Below are 18,461 nucleotides of genomic sequence, written 5' to 3'. Positions count from 1 at the left end.
GTCATCGACCTGGGCGATGGCAAGCAACTCACCGCCGCACAATTTCTGCAACATTTCCTCTTCACGCCCGACAAGCAGCACAGCCTTGTGCACACACTCAGCGGAGGCGAACGCCGCCGCCTCTACCTCTGCACGGTGCTCATCAAAAATCCCAATTTCCTCGTCTTGGACGAACCCACCAACGACCTCGACATCATCACCCTGAACGTGCTGGAAGACTACCTCGCCACATTCAAAGGCTGCGTCATAGTGGTGTCGCACGACCGCTATTTCATGGACAAAGTGGTTGACCACCTCCTCGTTTTCAAAGGGCAAGCCAAAATTCAAGACTTCCCCGGCAATTACACGCAATACCGCTGTCATTGCGGGCTTGACCCGCAATCTCCTGTAAAAGAATCGAATGCAGAACAAAAGAGCAATGCTGAACGGGGGATTGCGGGTCAAGCCCGCAATGACAAAAAGGCAAGTACAAAAGCCAAATTAACCTTCAGCGAGCGGCGCGAGTTGGAGGCATTAGACCGGGAAATACCAGCCTTGGAAGCCGAACAGAAGGCATTAGAGCAAGAATTATCCACCGGCACACTCGCCAACGATGCGCTACTGCAAAAATCGCAACGCATCCAAAAAATCATCGAAATGCTGGACGAAAAATCCATGCGGTGGCTGGAGCTGTCGGAGAAAGATTGTGATAAATTTTAACCTGCATTGCGCAAAATCAGTTTTACAGTGACCAACTACCCCTGTGTGGGGTACAATTTCGATAACCCCGCACAAACGATAGCGCAGGGCGGGGTAAAGTGCTCTCCTCCCCTTTCGGGCTGAAAGCCCACCATATCCTCTCAACGCAGCCTTTTCCGACTTTCCACCTCTTGCAACACACTCATTTGCTGGATGGCTATTTGGTTTAGTTTCACCAGACGCTCGCTTTGCGCCAGCCCGTCATCAATGAGTACGGCATTGATATTTTCCATGTTAGAGAGGCAAATCAGCTCGTTGATTGTGGCATAATCGCGCATATTTCCCTGCAAATCGGGATTGGCATCGCGCCATTGCTTAGCTGTGATGCCAAACATCGCCACATTAAGCACATCGGCTTCGCTGGCATAAATAAAATTTAGTTGCTGACCCGTAAGTTCTTGTGGTATAAGATGTTGAGCAATAGCATGCGTATGAATGTGGTAGTTGATTTTGGAAAGTTCGCGCTTTGCCGACCAGCCCAATGCTTTTTGTTCATCTTCTTTGAGGCGTTGAAATTCTTGAATGAGGTAGAACTTAAATTCGGGACTTATCCACGAAGCAAATTCAAACGCTATGTCCTTGTGCGCAAAAGTGCCACTGTCATAGCGACCGGGTTTGGATATAATTCCGATGGCATTTGTTTTTTCAATCCATTGTTTAACTGTCATTACAAAGCTCTGGCTTCCACTTTCACTTTTAATGTTACCGAATTCGGTAACATTAAAAACAGGATTGTTAATTGTTTCCCAAATTCCCATAAAATCAATCGTATAACGAGTTCTTAGCCAATGGGCAATGACAAGTCCCGTTGCTTCTGCGTTTTTGAACTTCGCCATATCGGTCAGCGAGATGTAATCACTTTTTTGGTGCGAAAGCAGGATAACTTCCGTACCTTGCACACTAATGGTTTCCTTTTTCTTCATGATGTTCTTTCTTTTATTAAAATTTTACGGTGCAAAGGTAAAACATTTTTCTTGATTTGGCAATTTTTTTCGAAAATCATATTTTTATTTTCACAATTAGTTTGCGATGATTACTGATTTTCAGGGCAACTGCATCAAATTTATGATGACAAGGAAGACCGTAGGTCTTCAATCTACCCCATACGGGGTAACAGACGGAAGCAAAATCGGCGGCGGTTCAGACAATCACATCTCCGCCCAATTCTCCCTATCCAAATTGCGATACCCAATTGCTTCTGCGATGTGGTGTGAGAGCACATTTTCGGCATCTTCCAAATCGGCGATAGTGCGGGCTACGCGCAGGATGCGGTCGTAGGCGCGGGCGGAGAGGTTGAGGCGTTCCATTGCGATTTTCAATTGTGCCAAGCCTGCGACATCGGGTTGGGCGTGTTTGTGCAGTAGTCGCGTGTGCATTTGTGCGTTGCAATAGATGCCCGGGGCGTTGGCAAAACGGGCTTCTTGCACTTGTCTGGCGCGGATGACACGCTCTCTAATGTCGTGGCTCGACTCTGCCGGGCGCGTGTCCGAAATGGCCTCGAAAGGCACCGGCACAATCTCTATTTGAATGTCGATGCGGTCTAAGAGCGGTCCGGAGAGGCGATGCAGGTATTTTTGCACCTCGTAGGGCTTGCAGACACACTCTTTGTTGGGGTTGTTGAAATGCCCGCACGGACAGGGGTTCATTGAGGCTACCAGCATAAAGCCTGCCGGATATTCCACCGTGAATTTGGAGCGCGAGATAGTGATTTTGCGGTCTTCCAACGGCTGTCGGAGAACTTCCAGCACCGATTTTTGAAACTCGGCTATCTCGTCTAAAAACAGCACGCCATTGTGCGCCAGACTGATTTCGCCGGGCTGCGGATACGAACCTCCGCCCACCATCGCCACGCTCGAAATGGTGTGGTGCGGACTTCTGAACGGTCGCGCCGCTATGAGCGACCCGTTGTGATTGATTTTTCCGGCAACCGAATGAATTTTGGTCGTTTCCAAACTCTCGCTCAGCGACAGAGGCGGCAAAATGGACGGGATACGCTTCGCCAACATACTTTTGCCGGCTCCCGGCGCACCCACGAACAGCAAATTGTGACCTCCGGCGCACGCCACCTCCAACGCACGCTTCACCTGTTCCTGACCCTTTACCTCCGAAAAATCCCACTCGGCAACCGCCTGATTAGCATAAAATTCGGCTCGCGGGTCAACAACGACACGCTCCAATGTCTTTTCTTCGTTGAAAAATTGGATGACGTCGATGATGTTTTCCGCGCCATAGACTTCCAACCCTGCCACCACCGCCGCCTCGCGGGCATTCATCTTGGGCAAAATCACCCCTTTGAAACCCTCTTCTTTTGCCTTAATCGCAATCGAAAGTACACCGCGCACGGGTTTGAGCTGCCCGTCGAGCGACAATTCGCCCATCATCAGGTAGTCGCTCACGCGGTCGGCTTTGATTTTTTCCGAACCCGCCAAAATGCCGATGGCTAACGGCAAATCATAGCCGGCACCCTCCTTGTGGATGTCCGCTGGTGCCATATTCACCACAATTTGCGTGCGAGGAAACCGCATCGCGTTGAACTCCAACGCCGATGTGATGCGCTCATGCGACTCTTTGATACTGATGTCGGGCAAGCCGACAAGAAAAAACTTGATTCCCTTAGTACAATTGACTTCAATCGTAATAATCTGAGCGTTAACGCCCTGCAGCGCAGCTGCATAAATTTTGACTAACATAAATCTGTTACCGGTTTATAGTCAACAGTTACCAATTACCGGTTGCCAATTTTCAATTTTGGGCGGTCTGTGTTGGTTACTAATCAACTTTTGTTAATAATTCAAAAAACTCTAATTTCTAAAAAAAACTTTTCAACGGGTTACTAACCGTGCATACAACCAATTTTCTCTGGCAGGACTTTGTATCAGCCTCAAATATTCGTCCAAGAGATTGGGCGGTATATTGTCCTTCATATAATCTTGTATCACCACCAAACTGGCTATTGATGCCGGGTTGGCTTTCACAAATTCCTCTGCATCAACCAGTAGCGTTTCTATTGGCGTGTCTTTATGATTTTGTTTAAAATCCGTCAGCAATTCGTTGGTGGCATTGCCACAAATTAAAATCTGTTCGGGGTCGTTGACATCGCCCTGTAGCGTGATTTTGTCACCATTTTTTGCCCAAGCCGTCACCCAATTAGAGCCTTTTTCAAAGTAAATAACCACCGATTGGATGTTTTTGGATGAGGCAGAGAACATGAATTTACCGCCTTTGATGGTCGCCGTATCAACTTGCGGGTTGCTGTCGTGCCAAGTCACAAAGCACACCACCGGAGAGGTTGTACCTTTCACATCGCCCTCAATGACAAACTGTTGCGGCTCTTTGTTGCACGCCAACAATCCGATACAGAGCAGAATAATATGTATATACTTCGTTTTCATTGTCAATAACGGGGGCAAAGGTACGCATTTATTTTAATAAATCCTAACAGATTCATAAAAATTTTTTATACCTTTGCAGTTCGATTATAGATGATATAGTATGAATATACCCGATTTGAGCGAACAGGAACTATTTCGCCGCCAGAGTTTGGACGAACTCCGCACGAGGGGCATAGACCCCTACCCTGCGGAAGAATTTCCCGTAACTGCCTATTCCACAGAGATTAAGGCAATGTTTCAGGACGATGCGCCGCACCGTGAGGTGTCCATCGCCGGACGGATTATGAGCCGCCGCATCATGGGCAAAGCCTCGTTTGTGGAGTTGCAGGATTCTGAGGGGCGCATCCAATTGTATATCAGCCGCGACGATATTTGCCCCGATGAGGAAGACAAAGACCTGTATAATATGGTGTTCAAAAAATTGCTCGACATTGGCGATTTTGTGGGCATCAAGGGCTATGTTTTTCGCACGCAGATGGGCGAAATTTCGGTGCACGTGAGCGGTTTAACGGTGCTGTCGAAGTCCCTGCGCCCGCTTCCGATTGTGAAATACAAGGACGGCGTGGCTTACGATGCCTTTGAAGACCCCGAAATGCGCTACCGTCAGCGGTATGTCGATTTGATTGTCAATGAGGGCATTAAAGACATTTTCCTCAAGCGGACACGGATTTTCAATGCGATGCGCCAATTTTTCAACGACAAAGGCTACATCGAGGTGGATACCCCTGTGCTGCAAAGCATTCCGGGCGGTGCTTCGGCGCGTCCGTTCATCACCCACCACAATGCGCTGGATATTCCACTCTATTTGCGCATTGCCAACGAGCTGTATCTCAAGCGGTTAATAGTCGGCGGATTTGAAGGCGTCTATGAATTTTCGCGCAATTTCCGCAACGAGGGCATGGACAGGTCGCACAATCCGGAATTTACCTGCATGGAAATTTACGTTGCTTTCAAGGACTACAATTGGATGATGCGCTTCACGGAACAGATGCTCGAAAAAATCTGTCTGGACGTGCTCGGAACCACCGAAGTAACGGTCGGCGACCAACAAATCAGCTTCAAAGCACCCTACAAGCGCATCACAATGGTGGATGCGATTAAGGAAAACACCGGCATCGACATCGCCGGCATGAACGAAGACCAATTGCGCGAAGTGTGCCGCACACTCCACATCGAACAGGATAAAACGATGGGCAAAGGCAAACTGATTGACGAGATTTTCGGCGAAAAATGCGAGGCTAACTACATTCAGCCAACGTTTATCACGGATTATCCGAAAGAAATGTCGCCGCTCACGAAAAAACATCGCAGCAACCCCGAACTCACCGAACGCTTCGAGTTGATGGTCAACGGCAAGGAATTGGCAAACGCCTACTCCGAACTCAACGACCCCATCGACCAGCGCGAACGCTTCGAGGAGCAACTCAAACTCTCCGAAAAGGGCGACGACGAAGCGATGTTTATCGACCAGGATTTCCTCCGCGCGTTGGAATACGGAATGCCCCCCACATCGGGCATGGGCATCGGTATGGACAGGCTGGTGATGCTTCTAACGGGGCAAACCTCCATTCAAGAGGTGTTGTTATTTCCACAAATGAAACCTGAGCAAAAAATATAAAGTTATGAATATACCGGGGAAAATAGCAGTCATGGGAGGCGGCAGCTGGGCTACCGCTATCGCAAAAATCGTGTCCGGCACGCAAGCCAAGTTCAATTGGTATATGCGTCGCCCCGAACAAATTGAGGATTTTAAGGCTCTCGGGCACAATCCGTCCTATTTGACAGGTGTCAAGTTTGATTTAAACAACATTTATTTCACTTACGACATCAACGAGGTGGTGGAAAACAGCGATATGCTGGTTTTTGCCACGCCGTCGCCGTTCCTCAAACAGCACCTGCAAAAATTGAATGCCTCGTTGCGCGACAAGGTGATACTGTCGGCAATCAAGGGCATTGTGCCGGACGAAAACATGATAACTTCGGAATATTTCACGAAGTTTCACCAGGTGCAGCCGGAAAACATGATTGTGCTCGGCGGTCCGTGTCACGCAGAGGAAGTGGCTCTCGAACGGCTTTCTTACCTCACCTTTGCAAGCATCAACGAGGCACACGCGCAGGCGGTGGCGAATGCGTTTAACACCCGCTTCATCAATACCACCTCCACGACCGATGTGATTGGCTTGGAATATGCCTCCGTGTTGAAAAACGTGTATGCCATCGTGTCCGGAATGTGCCACGGATTGAAATATGGCGACAATTTTCAGGCAATTTTCATCTGCAACGCCATCGAAGAAATGGAGCGATTTATCCACACCGTAAGCCCCAAAAATCGCCATATCTACACTTCAGCCTATCTGGGCGACATTCTCGTAACGTCCTACTCCCGCTACAGCCGCAACCGCATTTTCGGCACGATGATTGGCAAGGGCTACACCGTGAAAACCGCCCAACTTGAGATGGAAATGATTGCTGAGGGCTATTACGGCACCAAATGTATCAAAGAAATCAACGAAAAATATCAGGTAGATATGCCCATTTTGGACACGGTTTATTCCATCCTTTACGAGGGAGTATCGGCTGTAACAGCCATTCACAAATTGACAGAAACATTTAAATAATTTAAAATAAAATGCTCAAATTACGCTTAATCATCGCCCAATTTCTCCAGTTTTTCATCTGGGGAAGTTGGCTTATTTCGTTTGGAGGCTACCTGTATAGCATCGGGACGGCACCTATGGACATCGCGGCTGTCTATGCGCTGGCGGGCTTTGCTTCGCTTATCACGCCCGGCATCATCGGCATCATTGCCGACAAATGGCTCAACAGCGAGCGGCTCTACGGCATTTGCCACCTCATCGGTGCCGTCGCACTGTTTTTTGCCGCGCAAACCATTGCCTACGGACAACTTTTTCCGCTGATGGCTGTGTATTTGGCGGTGTTTATGCCAACCATTTCGCTCAGTTATTCGCTCAGTTACAGCCTGTTACACAAATCAGGCTTCGACACGGACAAAACCTTCCCGCCCATTCGCAGTTGGGGCACCATCGGCTTCATAGTCGCCATGTGGGCGGTGAATTTGCTCGATTGGACGTTCAGTGCCAATCAGTTATTGCTCGCGGCGGGTGCTTCGGCTCTGCTGGGGCTTTATGCTTTCACACTTCCGGTTTCTCCACCAATGCGTTCAAAGGGCACATTGGCGTGGAAAAGTGCCTTTGGCATTGATGCGTTGGCATTGTTTAAGCAGCGACAGATGCGTATTTTCTTCCTGTTTGCAGTGTTGATTGGCGTGTGCTTGCAAATCACCAATGCGTGGGGAACGCCCTTTTTGGAGCATTTTCGCGCCGGTTATCCCGATTCGTTCACGGTGAAATATCCCTTACTCATATCGTCGATTTCGCAAATTTCAGAGGCTCTGTTTATTTTGGCAATCCCGTTTGTGTTGCGCAAATATGGCATTAAGACAATTATGCTGATGAGTATCGGCGCGTGGGCATTGCGATTCGGCTTTTTTGGTGTTGGCGATGCGGGCACGGGCTTTGTGTGGCTACTGCTCTCGATGGTAGTATATGGTATGGCGTTCGATTTTTTCAACATAGCAGGTTCGCTCTTCATTGAACGTGAAGCCCCTGAACCCATCCGAGCCAGCGCGCAAGGCTTGTGGATGATGGCTTCAATGGGCGTCGGCGCAGTTGTGGGGCAGTTTGCCGCCGCTTCGGTGGTCGGTTTTTTCACTGTCGATGGCGTGCAGGCTTGGTCGGCTATTTGGCTCACCTTCACCGCTTATGCGGCAGTAGTGGGAGTGTTGTTTGCGCTGTTTTTTCACCCTCAAAATAGCAGGAGAAATGGAAACAAAAATTAGAACTAACTATCTGCGCCCCTTTGATGTGCTTGATATTGTGCTCACTTTGCTCATTGCATATCAATATATTAGCTTTTGGTTGTTCCCCTCTGCGGCGGATGTTGGCATTATTTATAGTTTTGTCATCCTTATTGTGTTTGAGTTTATCATGGTTCATTCGGGTGTTTTTATGGCCGTTATGCCGTTAAAATATGTTCTTTTCCTGTTTTTTCCGATTTATGGGCTTTTTGCGTGGGCGTTCAATACGATGATAGAAGACAACACCATTCTTTGGCTCTATTTGATAGTGGTGCTGAACAGGGTGCGCTTTGCATTTGCCAACAAAAACGATGAAGAAACAAAGAACAGAGCCATCGGCACATCCATATACGCCGTACTCATTTATTTCTTTTTAGTAATGTTTGCTGCCATTGCAGCATCCTGGATCCCGGCATTTGGATTGTCCACACCATTCTTGGATGCAGCCGGTTATTATTCCATAGCAGACGCCGGCGGCATTTTCACCGATATGCCGGAAACAGCCATGTTCGTAGGCACATTTTATTACCTGTTTCTATCCGCATTCAGCATCCTGCTGCTGGTTCGCCCCTATTATTTGGCAAAAAAAAGACGCAATAATGATGGACATAAAAATAGAGCAGTCGTGGAAAACGCAGCTGGCGGAGGAGTTTGAGAAATCGTATTTTGCTGATTTGGTGCAGTTTGTGAAGCAGGAATGTGCCTCGCAAACAGTCTATCCGCCCGGCAAATTGATTTTTAATGCGTTCAATCAAACCCCTTTTGAGCAGGTGAAAGTGGTGATTTTGGGGCAAGACCCCTATCACGAGCCCGGGCAGGCGCATGGGTTGTGCTTTTCGGTGAATGATGGTGTGGCTTTGCCGCCCTCGTTGCACAATATATATAAGGAGTTGCGGGATGATTTGGGCATTACACCTCCCTTTTCGGGCAATTTGGAACGCTGGGCGCGGCAGGGCGTGCTGTTGCTCAACGCCACGCTTACCGTTCGCGCGCATCTGGCAGGGTCGCATCAAAACAAAGGTTGGGAAACTTTTACCGATGCCGTCATTCGCCGCATTGCCGAACAAAAAGAGCGGGTCGTATTCATCCTCTGGGGGGCGTATGCTCAGAAAAAAGGCGCGTTTATCGACCCCAACAAGCACCTGATTTTGAAGTCGGCGCATCCCTCGCCGCTATCCGTTTTTCGCGGCTTTTTCGGCAGCAAACCATTCAGCCAAACCAATGCCTACCTGCAATCAACAGGACAGCAGCCGATTAACTGGTAACGATGGATGAATACAAAACCATAGCAGCACCCGCCGAAGGCACTTTCACGGAGCAGCGAAGCAAGTTTTTGGCGTTCGCCATGCCCGTGCAAACAGCAGAGCAGGCACGGGAATGCGTAGCCGACTGTCGCAAAAAATATTACGATGCACGACACGTCTGCTGGGCGTATGTGCTGGGAGCCGACCGCACAGAATTTCGAGCAAATGACGATGGCGAACCCTCCTCCACAGCCGGAAAACCCATTTTGGGCGTCATCAACTCCAACGAACTGACGGACATCCTGATACTCGTGGTGCGCTACTTCGGCGGCGTAAAATTAGGCACCGGCGGACTGATTGCAGCCTACCGAGCAGCAGCCCAAGCCGCAATAGCCAACGCCCAAGTCATCACAAAAACAGCAGAAGAAACCATCACCATCACATTCGACTACGAACAACTCAACAGCGTGATGCGCATCGTAAAAGATGAGCAACTGCAAATCCTCAGTCAAAATTTCGATACTGTGTGTGAGATGACACTGCGTGTGCCTCGGAGTGGTGTTGAAGATTTGAAAAAACAAGTGGGCAAGTTCAATTAGTAACTGCGAAAAATCGCTATGTATGTACAACATAAAAAAATGTTTGGAAAATACAAAAATAGTTGCTACCTTTGCAGCGTAAATTTTTAGAAGATAAAAAAGACATTGAATAACGGTTTAGAAAACCATTTCTTGTGCAACAGCTTCTTCTTCAAGCAACAGAAGTGCTAATTTCAACTTGGGATTATCTGGCGGTCATTCTACCTCCGGAAATAATTGCTACTGGGAAGGAGAAATAGGCTATATGGATGGGGTTCATCACAAATTTATAAAAATATGAAACATATACTATTATTCGTTTTTATTTGTGTTATTTCTTCCGAAGTAAATGCTACGAAGCCTTGGCCTCCTTATCCAAGAGATGTTTCAAATATGGTAACCGTTGATTCGGGAAATATTAGGATATGGTATGCGCTAAATGCTGTGGATATTCATAAAGCCGAAACGTATGACGATTTACAACGTTTGGAAATAGGTACACATTTATCGAAATATTTCAGCCATTTTGTCTATAACTCCGATTCGTTGTGTACCAATTGGAGAAATAAACATCCAACGGCGCGAAGTGCGCCTATGAGAATGGGGAATGGAGGGAAAGATGGCGCATGGTCGGAATATTATTTTTCCGAATATTACAAGGATTTTTCTAAAAACACACTTACTGAATATGCTCGTATGCCAATGCGAATTTCAGATTATCAGTATTCCGAAGATATTCCTGTACAGAATTGGGAAATTCAGCAAGATACCTTAACTATAGCCGGTTATCTGTGTCAAAAAGCCATATCTCGATTTAGAGGGAGAGATTATATTGCGTGGTTTACTGTGGATATTCCAATCAATAACGGACCGTGGAAATTTAGTGGATTGCCCGGTTTAATTCTGAAAGTATATGATAAAGATAATCAAAAGATATTTGAATGTATAAAAATTGAAATATATAAGGAAAAATATCCAATAAAAATGTATAACTATAAAAATTATGGAAAAATAGAGCGTAAAAAATTATTGGAATTACAGAAAAAAAACCATGAAGATTATTATACCGTGGCAGGTATGATAGTTACAAGTGGTAATCAACCACACGAAAAGATTCTTTATTACCCTTTAGAATTGGAATAAAAATATTCAGGGCAACCGCATCAAAATTCATAACTATTTACTACCTTTGCACTCATAAATATAAATAAAAACAATATGGCAACACCCATCATTAACGCCGATAAAATTGCAAAGCATTGGGCAGACACGTCCGATGACGACTTTGTAACTATGGAGGCGATGCTTGCAACTAAGCAGTACAATTGGGCACTGTTTCTCGGACATATCGTCATTGAAAAACTGCTCAAGGCATATTATGTGAAAGTAAAATGCCAACACGCGCCGCTGTCGCACAATCTTTTGCATCTTGCTCAAGACAGCAGTTTGATACTCACCAAGGAACAAAAAATATCACTTGCAAAAATTACAAATTTCAATATCAACGCACGGTATGATGACTATAAACGCGATTTTTATACTATGTGCACCGCCGAATTTACGGCAGAATGGTCAGAACGAATAAAACAACTACGGCTATGGATAAAAGAGATGCTATAAACATAGCGCAGCGGTTTGCGCAAATGGTGCAGGCGCAGTATGGCGCGGCACGGTTCATTCTTTTTGGTTCTTATGCTAAAGGCAATTTTCACAAGGATAGCGATATTGACCTCGCCATCATTTTTGATAACTGTGATAATGTCTTTGACAGAGATGTTGAACTTATGGTTATGGGATGTGATGTGGATTGGCGCATAGAGCCGCATTCGTTCCGCAAAAGCGAATTTGTGGCTGATGACCCACTCGCATACGAGGTGATGAAATATGGTCGCGAAATAATATATGAATAATCGCTGAATTTTGATGCGGTTGCCCTAAAAAATATATTATCAACATGAGAAAATTATACACTATTGCGCTCGCTTTTATTTTAGTTCCGGTGGAATTGAACGCTCAATGGACTTTCCAAATCAAAGTTCCAAGACCTGTTTCCATTCTAACAGTTGTGGATTCCGGAAATGTCAAAATAAGATATGTTTTGAATAAACTAAAAGATGAATCCGGTAAGAGTGATGATATACATGTTCTGGAAATAGGAAAAAATACGTCAAAGTATTATAGTTGCAATGCTTTTGAAGAGGATTCTATGAGTATTAATTTAAAAAAACAACCAATTTTGGGAGGGAGCACAAAATTCACAAGGAATATTACTCAAGCCAATAAATATTTTTGGTCGGAATATTATAAAGACCATGCGCAAAATATGCTTACTGAATATGCCTATATGCCTGGGGCTATGCCTAACTATCAATATTCCGAAAAAATTCCTGTTCAAGATTGGACACTGCAAGACGATACTTTAACGGTGCATGGCTATCTGTGCCAAAAAGCAACTTGCTCGTTTCGTGGCAGAAATTATATAGCATGGTTCTGTACAGATATTCCAATCAATAATGGTCCATGGAAATTCGGAGGTTTGCCGGGGTTGATATTGAAAGTGTATGACGAACGCAACGATTACGATTTTGAATGTATCAATATCGAAAATCACAAAACTAAATTTCTAATTACAAGTTATGATTATCGCGACTATGGGAAAATAAAAAGGGAAAAACTCTTAAAATTGTGGGAAGATATTTTTGACCATTATTGGCAACTTACTAATTCGCAAATAATTGCAACTTCAGGTAACGGAGAGTTTGAAAAATTGCCGTATAATCCGATAGAGTTAAAATAGAAAGGCATATTATTATGAAACAAATACGATTTTTAACTGTTGTTTTTATCCTCTTTCCTTTTTTCGCATCGGCGCAGACTGTTGTTAATGGTTCTGTGAAAAACAAAAAAGGCGAGCCGCTCTCTGTGAACGTGATGGTGCAGGCAAAGGGCAGTTTCGCTATTGCCGGATTTACAACTATTGATGCACAGGGCAATTATTCTTTAATCTACAAGGGCACAGCCGACAGTATCACGCTGACTGCCTCCGGAGTGAATATCGGCAAACACAGCCAAACGGTTGCCAACAGGAGCCAGCGAGTGGATTTTGTGATTGACGAAAAAGCCTTGGAATTGAAAGAAGTGGTGGTAATCCCAATCAAAATAAAACAAACGGGCGACACGATAAACTATTCGGTCAATGCCTACACCGACCAAAACGACCGTGTTATCGGCGATGTATTGAAAAAACTATCCGGCATTGATGTCAAGCCAAGCGGGGGCATATCCTACAATGGCAGAGATATTAACAAATTTTATGTGGAAGATATGGATTTGTTGCAGGGACGTTATGGCATCGCCATCAAAAATATAGCGGCAAAAGATGTTGCCACCGTGCAGGTGCTGGAAAATCATCAGCCCATCAAAGCGTTGCGCAATAAACTTCCCTCTGCTGATGCTGCAATCAACCTCAAACTGAAAGAAAGCGCGAAGGGAACGCTGGCGATTACCGGACTTGCGGGTGCCGGTTATGAACCCTTGATGTGGAACGCCGAACTGGTGTCGATGTATTTTGCCAAAAAGAAGCAAAACATGAGCACTTACAAAAGTAATAATTCCGGCGATGATGTTGCTTCGGAATTTAGAACCCACTACGATTATGAGCGGGTGTATGTAGATGGCGGCAGTCCGCTGTATATCCAATCGCCGAGCACACCGCCCGTTGCACAAAAACGCTACCTTTACAACAATTCCCATGCCGTTACTACCAACCACCTGATTAAGTTCAACGAAGATTTGGAACTCACCACCAGTGCTATTTATTACAACGACCGTATCGAACGAGAGGGCTATTCGCGCAACGAGCAGTATCTTCCGGGCGACAGCACACTTGCCATAGAAGAGCGGATAAACTCCAAAAGCAAAATACACAATGCCGAAATTGCCTTGCGCCTCAATACTAATGCCAAGGATTATTATCTCAACAATGCTTTCAACTTGACCGGAAGTTGGAATGACGACAGCGGACTGGGAATCACCCGCAGCAATGCCGGTGATTTGAATGAGACAATTTCGCAACACCTCGACAAACCCGCTTTCTCAATCGACAATACTCTTTCAGTGATTAAAAATATCAAAAACAATTCATTCAAAATCTATTTTTCAACGGGCTATTGGCATCGTCCGCATACCTTAACCGTAGCTCCGGCAAACTACCTGGGTGATGGCAATTTTGCCGCACTTGCGCAAGATGTGTTATCACGGGATTTTGCGTCGGTTTTGCGACTTTCTTACGGCTTGAAACGGGGCTATTTCAATTTGGAGTATGACGTTTGGGGACGTGCAGACCTCCGAAATATGAATACGGAATTGCATGGCGAGGACGTGAATGGCAATTTGATTGCTGCACACGATTCGCTGAAAAACAACCTTTGGTATAACAACTATCAGGCAGGCATCACCCAAAGTTATAGTTACAACAATGGACGGTTCAAAGCAAGTATAGGACTGCCCTTGACCTGTTATATACTAACAATAGACGACCGCATTCCCAAGACATTCACAAAATATAACAAGTGGATTATCAATCCCTCCATTTCAGCAAGTTATGATTTTAATTCAGAAATAATTGTTTCTACGGGAGCAAATTTTGGGCGTTCGTTTGGCGACATGAATTCTGCCTACTCCGGTTTCATTATGCACGGCTACCGCAGTTTGCTGCGCAATACCGTCGACAGGCTATTTGAATCCCGTTCAGGAGGAGCCGAGGCATCTGTCAGATACAGAAATGTGTTCGAGGCGCTGTTTCTCAATGTCGGAGTAACCTATAATCGTTCTTGGAAAAATTTGCTCTATGGGTTTGACTATCAAGGAATAATGAATGTGAAAACAACCATCGACCAACCAACGGAATCAGAGAATTATGGTGTGAGTTTCAATGCGAGTAAGGGATTGGGGTTTTGGTCGGCAACCGTGCGCGCTTCCGGCGGCTATAATGAGGGTAGAGGCGAGTTGCTGATTCAAGATGAAATCCTTAATTACCGTTCACAAGGCTATAATGCGGGTGCCGGCGCGAGTTTTAATCCGGTTTCTTTTTTAGGGTTCAGTTATTCGTTTGCGTGGAACCGGAGCAAAAGTTATACTGTTGAACGCCCCGAACGCTTCCCGCCGATAAAGGGAACATCGCAGAACGCTCAAATCAACATTTTCCCATTTAAAGCACTGACAATCAATCTCAATGCCGAACATCAGTATAACAGTGCCGCAAGCACCCGCTATACCACATTTGCCGATGCCGGAATCAAATATAAGCAAAAAACACTGGATTTGGAATTGGCGTTCAACAACCTGTTCAACGCCAAACAGTATATTTCGGCATCATACAGCGATATAAGCACTTATTATTACAGTTATAATTTACGTCCGGCAAGCGTGCTGTTGAAAGTGCGGTTTAAACTTAAATAAAAAAAATGAAACAAGATATGGAAACAAATGATTATCAGGGCAACCGCACCAAATTTATGATGATAAGAAAGACCGTAAGGTCTTCAATCTACCCCGTATGGGGTACAATTTCGATAACCCCGTACAAGCGATAGCGCAGTGCGGGGTAGATGGCACCACCTCCTCCCAGCAACCCCGTAGTGGGTTGAACTCTTTGTGGATATGTCATTTAATGAAAAGAGGTTTTGGCAAGACGAATAAATTCAACCCACTACGGGGTTGCAGAGAAAAGGAGATGCCTTACCCCGCACTGCGCTTCGCTTGTACGGGGTTATCGAAATTGTACCCCATACGGGGTAACTGGTCACCGTAAAATTTTGATGCGGTTGCCCTGAATGATTATTGGTTTTCTTGGAAATTACAAAAATAGTCGCTAACTTTGCAGCGTAAGTTTTTAGAAGATGAAAAAGACATTGAAAAAAACAATATTATTCATCTGCGCTGTATTAGCGTTCAGTGCTTGCCAAAAGCAAGCAGAAACACAAGAGACAAGCAATTACAAATTGGTTGTTACGTTGGAGAATGCTCCATTTGATTCTTTAACTCTTCGCGCTGCTGCGGAGGGGAAGTTTATCAACTTCACAGTCAAAGGTGAGAAAAGAGATAAATTTACTTGGAAATTCACTATTCCTGATAGCATTGTGGATATTGCGTCCGGTTTTAATTTGACCGTTGCCAGATATGATACTGTTAGCAAGTCTGCCAGAATGGTGTTCTTTACAGAAAATAACATCTCTTTGGGACATCTGGGTGTAGAGGATAGAGAAAATTATATCCATGCTCAATATTTAGGGCAGACCGTATTTCCTAACGAATACATCTTTGATATAAATTTTGTTACATTAGGAACCCTGATAAAAGAAAATTTTAGATTGATACTTCAAGATGACTGTTCAGACATTACAGTGCGGGTTCAGTCTCCATACTTTAGTGGCTTTGTACGTCCCAATTTTACTGTTGACCTTGAAAAAGAGTTTTATGATGAATGTTTGTCCCAATATGTGGAACGGGCAAAAAAATATCCCGATTCAAGGTATTTTATAATCAGTTTATCAGAGACCGTGAATTTTTATAAGTCGAATGCAGACATAAGAAAAATTTATGATTGCTTGTCAGACAAGCACAAGAACACCAAGTGGGGGCGAAATATTGAATACTATCTCTTTGAAAAATTTGAAAACACGTCATTGCCAACTTTATACTGGACGGCAACAGAAAAAGTCGTGCAAGATAGTTCAAAATACAATTTGCTGATTTTCACGGCATCTTGGTGCGGACCTTGTAATGAAGAAATCCCTATCCTTAAAGAAATTTATCATGATTTGAACGAAAAAATGATTATGACCTATATTTCTATTGATGAAGAAGAAACAGTATTTGCTTTTCAAAAACTGATGCGAAAAAAAGAGATACCCTGGCGTGCGTTATTAGCAGTTGAGGATATTCGCAAAATTAGAGATATGTATATGGTCGCAGCGATTCCTCAAGGAGTGTTGGTTTACCCCGGCGGCGAAAAGATGGAAGTGATTGAGGTTAGGGATGATGCAGAGAGGAAAAGGTTGTATTCGTTGTGTGGAAAATGATTGAAAAATTGTTGTAGGACAAATAAAATAAAGTAGTGTATGAAAACATTAAAAAAAATGTACAGTTAGTATTAGAAATGATTTTTTCACAAATAACAATAATAACGTTATGAATAAACTTTGCAAACACTTGCTCGTTTTTAGTTATGCTGTCTTAGCATTATCTTGTTATCGGGAAACTGCTTCTACAGGGCAGGCAACGCTTTCCGGTAAAATTGTCGGCTCTGTTCCGTCCGGACAGACATCTGTTATGGTAGCTTTTCCAATTCCTGTTTTTAATGAAACGGTAGAATATGAAACCCTATTAAAGGAAGATGGAAGTTTTTCTATTTCGGTTCCAGTATTTTTCCCAACTTATGCACAGATGGTTGTTGGTAGCAAGGAATATGCGGGAACCCTATTGCTATCGCCCGATAAAGACACCAAAATTGAAGTGTCTTTTAATGAATCTGCGGAAATCCAAGTCAAGATTATTGAAGGCAACGGATTAACGCCCGACGAGATGGCTAAATTGAATGAGGTGTTCATGAATGGCTACCAATCTTACTTAAAAACATGTGCGGATGTTGAAGCCAATCTTCAGTCTGATACACTTCCTGAAGATTATCGGGAATCTATTTTAAAACTGAGAGAAACCTATTTATCCAATATCGAAGGGATGGACAATCTACCGAAAAATTTGAGAACATTGGTATATAATTCGTTGCCAAGTGGTGGAAGTTTATTGTTTGATTATGGCGATAGAAAGCCCAATTTATCATATTTTTCTTTTCTTCGACTTCTTGATTTGAATAACCCTCCTCTTAATTCTCATATCGTTTATCCCACTATCTCAAAATCTATACTGTCCAATAAAGTTTTGAATATTCCCCGATTAGAAGATAAATCAGTTGAGGATTGGTTAAACGAGGTTAAGCCCATTATGTCCGATTTGCTTGGATTCGATATCGGCTTGTTTTACGATGTGTTAACGTTTCATGCTTTTTTAAAACAGTTAGACGATGCTGCAACGCCATTATCAGACAAACAGAAAAGTAATATTCAAGCATATTTCAAGAATCCTACATTTGTTGAATACCTATTTGCAGCAAGTGAAAAAGTGAAAAATCAATTTCTTTCATTGTCAAAAATAATCAATACAACGCCTCAAGTGGCTAAAGAAAAGTTGATGGATGCGATTATTTCAAAATATAAAGGCAAAGTGGTTTTAGTTGATTTTTGGGCAACATGGTGTCAGCCTTGCATTATGGCGATGCGTGAAATAGAACCGATTAAACAAGATATGAGAGATAAGAACATCGCTTTTGTCTATATTGCCGACCCTTCTTCTCCCATTGATGAGTTTGAAAAACGTGTCAAAAAAATCAGCGGAGAACATTATTTTCTGACAGAAGAAGAATCAAAATATTTGTTTAAAAGCATTGATTCAAATAGCATTCCAACTTATCTTTTATACGATGCTAATGGTGTATTGAAAAATAAATCTATCGGATTTTCAGGAGTCGAGGCGATGCGAAAAATGATTGAAGAATTGTTGCCGGACAAATAAA

General features: G+C 44.2%; 16 protein-coding genes and 1 pseudogene. 14 read left to right on the top strand and 3 right to left on the bottom strand.

The window, feature by feature from the left end:
- The coding region (locus ASC50_RS00140) for an ATP-binding cassette domain-containing protein (protein WP_158648200.1) at window positions 1-699 on the top strand (699 nt) is incomplete at its 5' end.
- Between the two features lie 140 nt (window positions 700-839).
- On the opposite strand, the gene ASC50_RS00135 is transcribed toward ASC50_RS00140, so the two are convergent.
- The 3 genes from ASC50_RS00135 to ASC50_RS00125 form a co-directional block, all read right to left on the bottom strand.
- Window positions 840-1,661 (bottom strand): KilA-N domain-containing protein, encoded by an 822-nt coding sequence (locus ASC50_RS00135; RefSeq protein ID WP_055432854.1) that lies wholly within the window; start codon window positions 1,659-1,661, stop codon window positions 840-842.
- Between the two features lie 225 nt (window positions 1,662-1,886).
- The gene (locus ASC50_RS00130; protein ID WP_055432855.1) at window positions 1,887-3,428 is read right to left on the bottom strand and encodes a YifB family Mg chelatase-like AAA ATPase; all 1,542 of its coding nucleotides are present in this window, start codon (window positions 3,426-3,428) and stop codon (window positions 1,887-1,889) included.
- Window positions 3,429-3,560: 132 nt separating this feature from the next.
- Window positions 3,561-4,130: a DUF4369 domain-containing protein gene (locus ASC50_RS00125; RefSeq protein ID WP_055432856.1), complete on the bottom strand. Its 570-nt coding sequence runs from the start codon at window positions 4,128-4,130 to the stop codon at window positions 3,561-3,563.
- A 100-nt stretch (window positions 4,131-4,230) separates the two neighbouring features.
- Between ASC50_RS00125 and lysS the strand changes: the two are divergent.
- The 13 genes and pseudogenes from lysS to ASC50_RS00060 all read left to right on the top strand — a co-directional run.
- Window positions 4,231-5,739, top strand: a pseudogene (gene lysS / locus ASC50_RS00120) (lysine--tRNA ligase); the annotation flags it as partial.
- A 13-nt stretch (window positions 5,740-5,752) separates the two neighbouring features.
- Window positions 5,753-6,748 carry an NAD(P)H-dependent glycerol-3-phosphate dehydrogenase gene (locus ASC50_RS00115; RefSeq protein ID WP_055432857.1) on the top strand — a complete coding sequence of 332 codons (996 nt, stop codon included), beginning with the start codon at window positions 5,753-5,755 and terminating at the stop codon, window positions 6,746-6,748.
- An 11-nt stretch (window positions 6,749-6,759) separates the two neighbouring features.
- Window positions 6,760-7,989 carry a nucleoside permease gene (locus tag ASC50_RS00110; protein ID WP_055432858.1) on the top strand — a complete coding sequence of 410 codons (1,230 nt, stop codon included), beginning with the start codon at window positions 6,760-6,762 and terminating at the stop codon, window positions 7,987-7,989.
- On the top strand, window positions 7,973-8,662 hold the full coding sequence (locus ASC50_RS00105) for a hypothetical protein (protein ID WP_055432859.1): 690 nt from the start codon (window positions 7,973-7,975) through the stop codon (window positions 8,660-8,662). The genes ASC50_RS00110 and ASC50_RS00105 overlap by 17 nt, the downstream gene beginning before the upstream one ends.
- Window positions 8,610-9,272, top strand: coding sequence for a uracil-DNA glycosylase (ung, locus tag ASC50_RS00100; protein WP_055432860.1), 663 nt, complete (start codon window positions 8,610-8,612; stop codon window positions 9,270-9,272). Before ASC50_RS00105 ends, ung begins: the two co-directional genes overlap by 53 nt.
- A 2-nt stretch (window positions 9,273-9,274) precedes the next feature.
- The gene (locus tag ASC50_RS00095; protein ID WP_055432861.1) at window positions 9,275-9,850 is read left to right on the top strand and encodes a YigZ family protein; all 576 of its coding nucleotides are present in this window, start codon (window positions 9,275-9,277) and stop codon (window positions 9,848-9,850) included.
- A 276-nt stretch (window positions 9,851-10,126) separates the two neighbouring features.
- The gene (locus tag ASC50_RS00090) at window positions 10,127-10,972 is read left to right on the top strand and encodes a GLPGLI family protein (protein WP_082591982.1); all 846 of its coding nucleotides are present in this window, start codon (window positions 10,127-10,129) and stop codon (window positions 10,970-10,972) included.
- A gap of 75 nt (window positions 10,973-11,047) precedes the next feature.
- Window positions 11,048-11,449 carry a HEPN domain-containing protein gene (locus tag ASC50_RS00085; RefSeq protein WP_082591981.1) on the top strand — a complete coding sequence of 134 codons (402 nt, stop codon included), beginning with the start codon at window positions 11,048-11,050 and terminating at the stop codon, window positions 11,447-11,449.
- The gene (locus ASC50_RS00080) at window positions 11,428-11,739 is read left to right on the top strand and encodes a nucleotidyltransferase domain-containing protein (protein WP_158648199.1); all 312 of its coding nucleotides are present in this window, start codon (window positions 11,428-11,430) and stop codon (window positions 11,737-11,739) included. The genes ASC50_RS00085 and ASC50_RS00080 overlap by 22 nt, the downstream gene beginning before the upstream one ends.
- A gap of 44 nt (window positions 11,740-11,783) precedes the next feature.
- On the top strand, window positions 11,784-12,626 hold the full coding sequence (locus ASC50_RS00075) for a GLPGLI family protein (RefSeq protein ID WP_055432864.1): 843 nt from the start codon (window positions 11,784-11,786) through the stop codon (window positions 12,624-12,626).
- A 14-nt stretch (window positions 12,627-12,640) separates the two neighbouring features.
- The gene (locus ASC50_RS00070; RefSeq protein ID WP_158648198.1) at window positions 12,641-15,289 is read left to right on the top strand and encodes a TonB-dependent receptor; all 2,649 of its coding nucleotides are present in this window, start codon (window positions 12,641-12,643) and stop codon (window positions 15,287-15,289) included.
- Window positions 15,290-15,729: 440 nt separating this feature from the next.
- A complete protein-coding gene (locus ASC50_RS00065) occupies window positions 15,730-16,911 on the top strand; it encodes a TlpA family protein disulfide reductase (RefSeq protein ID WP_055432866.1) in 1,182 nt (393 codons plus the stop codon).
- A 109-nt stretch (window positions 16,912-17,020) separates the two neighbouring features.
- Window positions 17,021-18,460: a thioredoxin-like domain-containing protein gene (locus ASC50_RS00060; RefSeq protein WP_055432867.1), complete on the top strand. Its 1,440-nt coding sequence runs from the start codon at window positions 17,021-17,023 to the stop codon at window positions 18,458-18,460.
- The last annotated feature ends 1 nt before the right edge of the window (window position 18,461 follow it).

This window comes from Candidatus Symbiothrix dinenymphae (assembly GCF_001431085.1).
The sequence above is the reverse complement of the archived record's forward strand: the minus strand, read 5'-3'. Positions and strand labels throughout refer to the sequence as shown.

Bases quoted from the DNA above. Each gene is read 5' to 3' on its own strand.
- ASC50_RS00075 (WP_055432864.1), top strand. From the start codon at position 11,784: ATGAGAAAATTATACACTATTGCGCTCGCTTTTATTTTAGTTCCGGTG.
- ASC50_RS00095 (WP_055432861.1), top strand. From the start codon at position 9,275: ATGGATGAATACAAAACCATAGCAGCACCCGCCGAAGGCACTTTCACG.
- ASC50_RS00115 (WP_055432857.1), top strand. From the start codon at position 5,753: ATGAATATACCGGGGAAAATAGCAGTCATGGGAGGCGGCAGCTGGGCT.
- ASC50_RS00070 (WP_158648198.1), top strand. From the start codon at position 12,641: ATGAAACAAATACGATTTTTAACTGTTGTTTTTATCCTCTTTCCTTTT.
- ASC50_RS00110 (WP_055432858.1), top strand. From the start codon at position 6,760: ATGCTCAAATTACGCTTAATCATCGCCCAATTTCTCCAGTTTTTCATC.
- ASC50_RS00065 (WP_055432866.1), top strand. From the start codon at position 15,730: ATGAAAAAGACATTGAAAAAAACAATATTATTCATCTGCGCTGTATTA.
- ASC50_RS00080 (WP_158648199.1), top strand. From the start codon at position 11,428: ATGGATAAAAGAGATGCTATAAACATAGCGCAGCGGTTTGCGCAAATG.
- ASC50_RS00090 (WP_082591982.1), top strand. From the start codon at position 10,127: ATGAAACATATACTATTATTCGTTTTTATTTGTGTTATTTCTTCCGAA.
- ASC50_RS00135 (WP_055432854.1), bottom strand. From the start codon at position 1,661: ATGAAGAAAAAGGAAACCATTAGTGTGCAAGGTACGGAAGTTATCCTG.
- ASC50_RS00105 (WP_055432859.1), top strand. From the start codon at position 7,973: ATGGAAACAAAAATTAGAACTAACTATCTGCGCCCCTTTGATGTGCTT.
- ASC50_RS00125 (WP_055432856.1), bottom strand. From the start codon at position 4,130: ATGAAAACGAAGTATATACATATTATTCTGCTCTGTATCGGATTGTTG.
- ASC50_RS00085 (WP_082591981.1), top strand. From the start codon at position 11,048: ATGGCAACACCCATCATTAACGCCGATAAAATTGCAAAGCATTGGGCA.
- ASC50_RS00130 (WP_055432855.1), bottom strand. From the start codon at position 3,428: ATGTTAGTCAAAATTTATGCAGCTGCGCTGCAGGGCGTTAACGCTCAG.
- ASC50_RS00060 (WP_055432867.1), top strand. From the start codon at position 17,021: ATGAATAAACTTTGCAAACACTTGCTCGTTTTTAGTTATGCTGTCTTA.
- ung (WP_055432860.1), top strand. From the start codon at position 8,610: ATGGACATAAAAATAGAGCAGTCGTGGAAAACGCAGCTGGCGGAGGAG.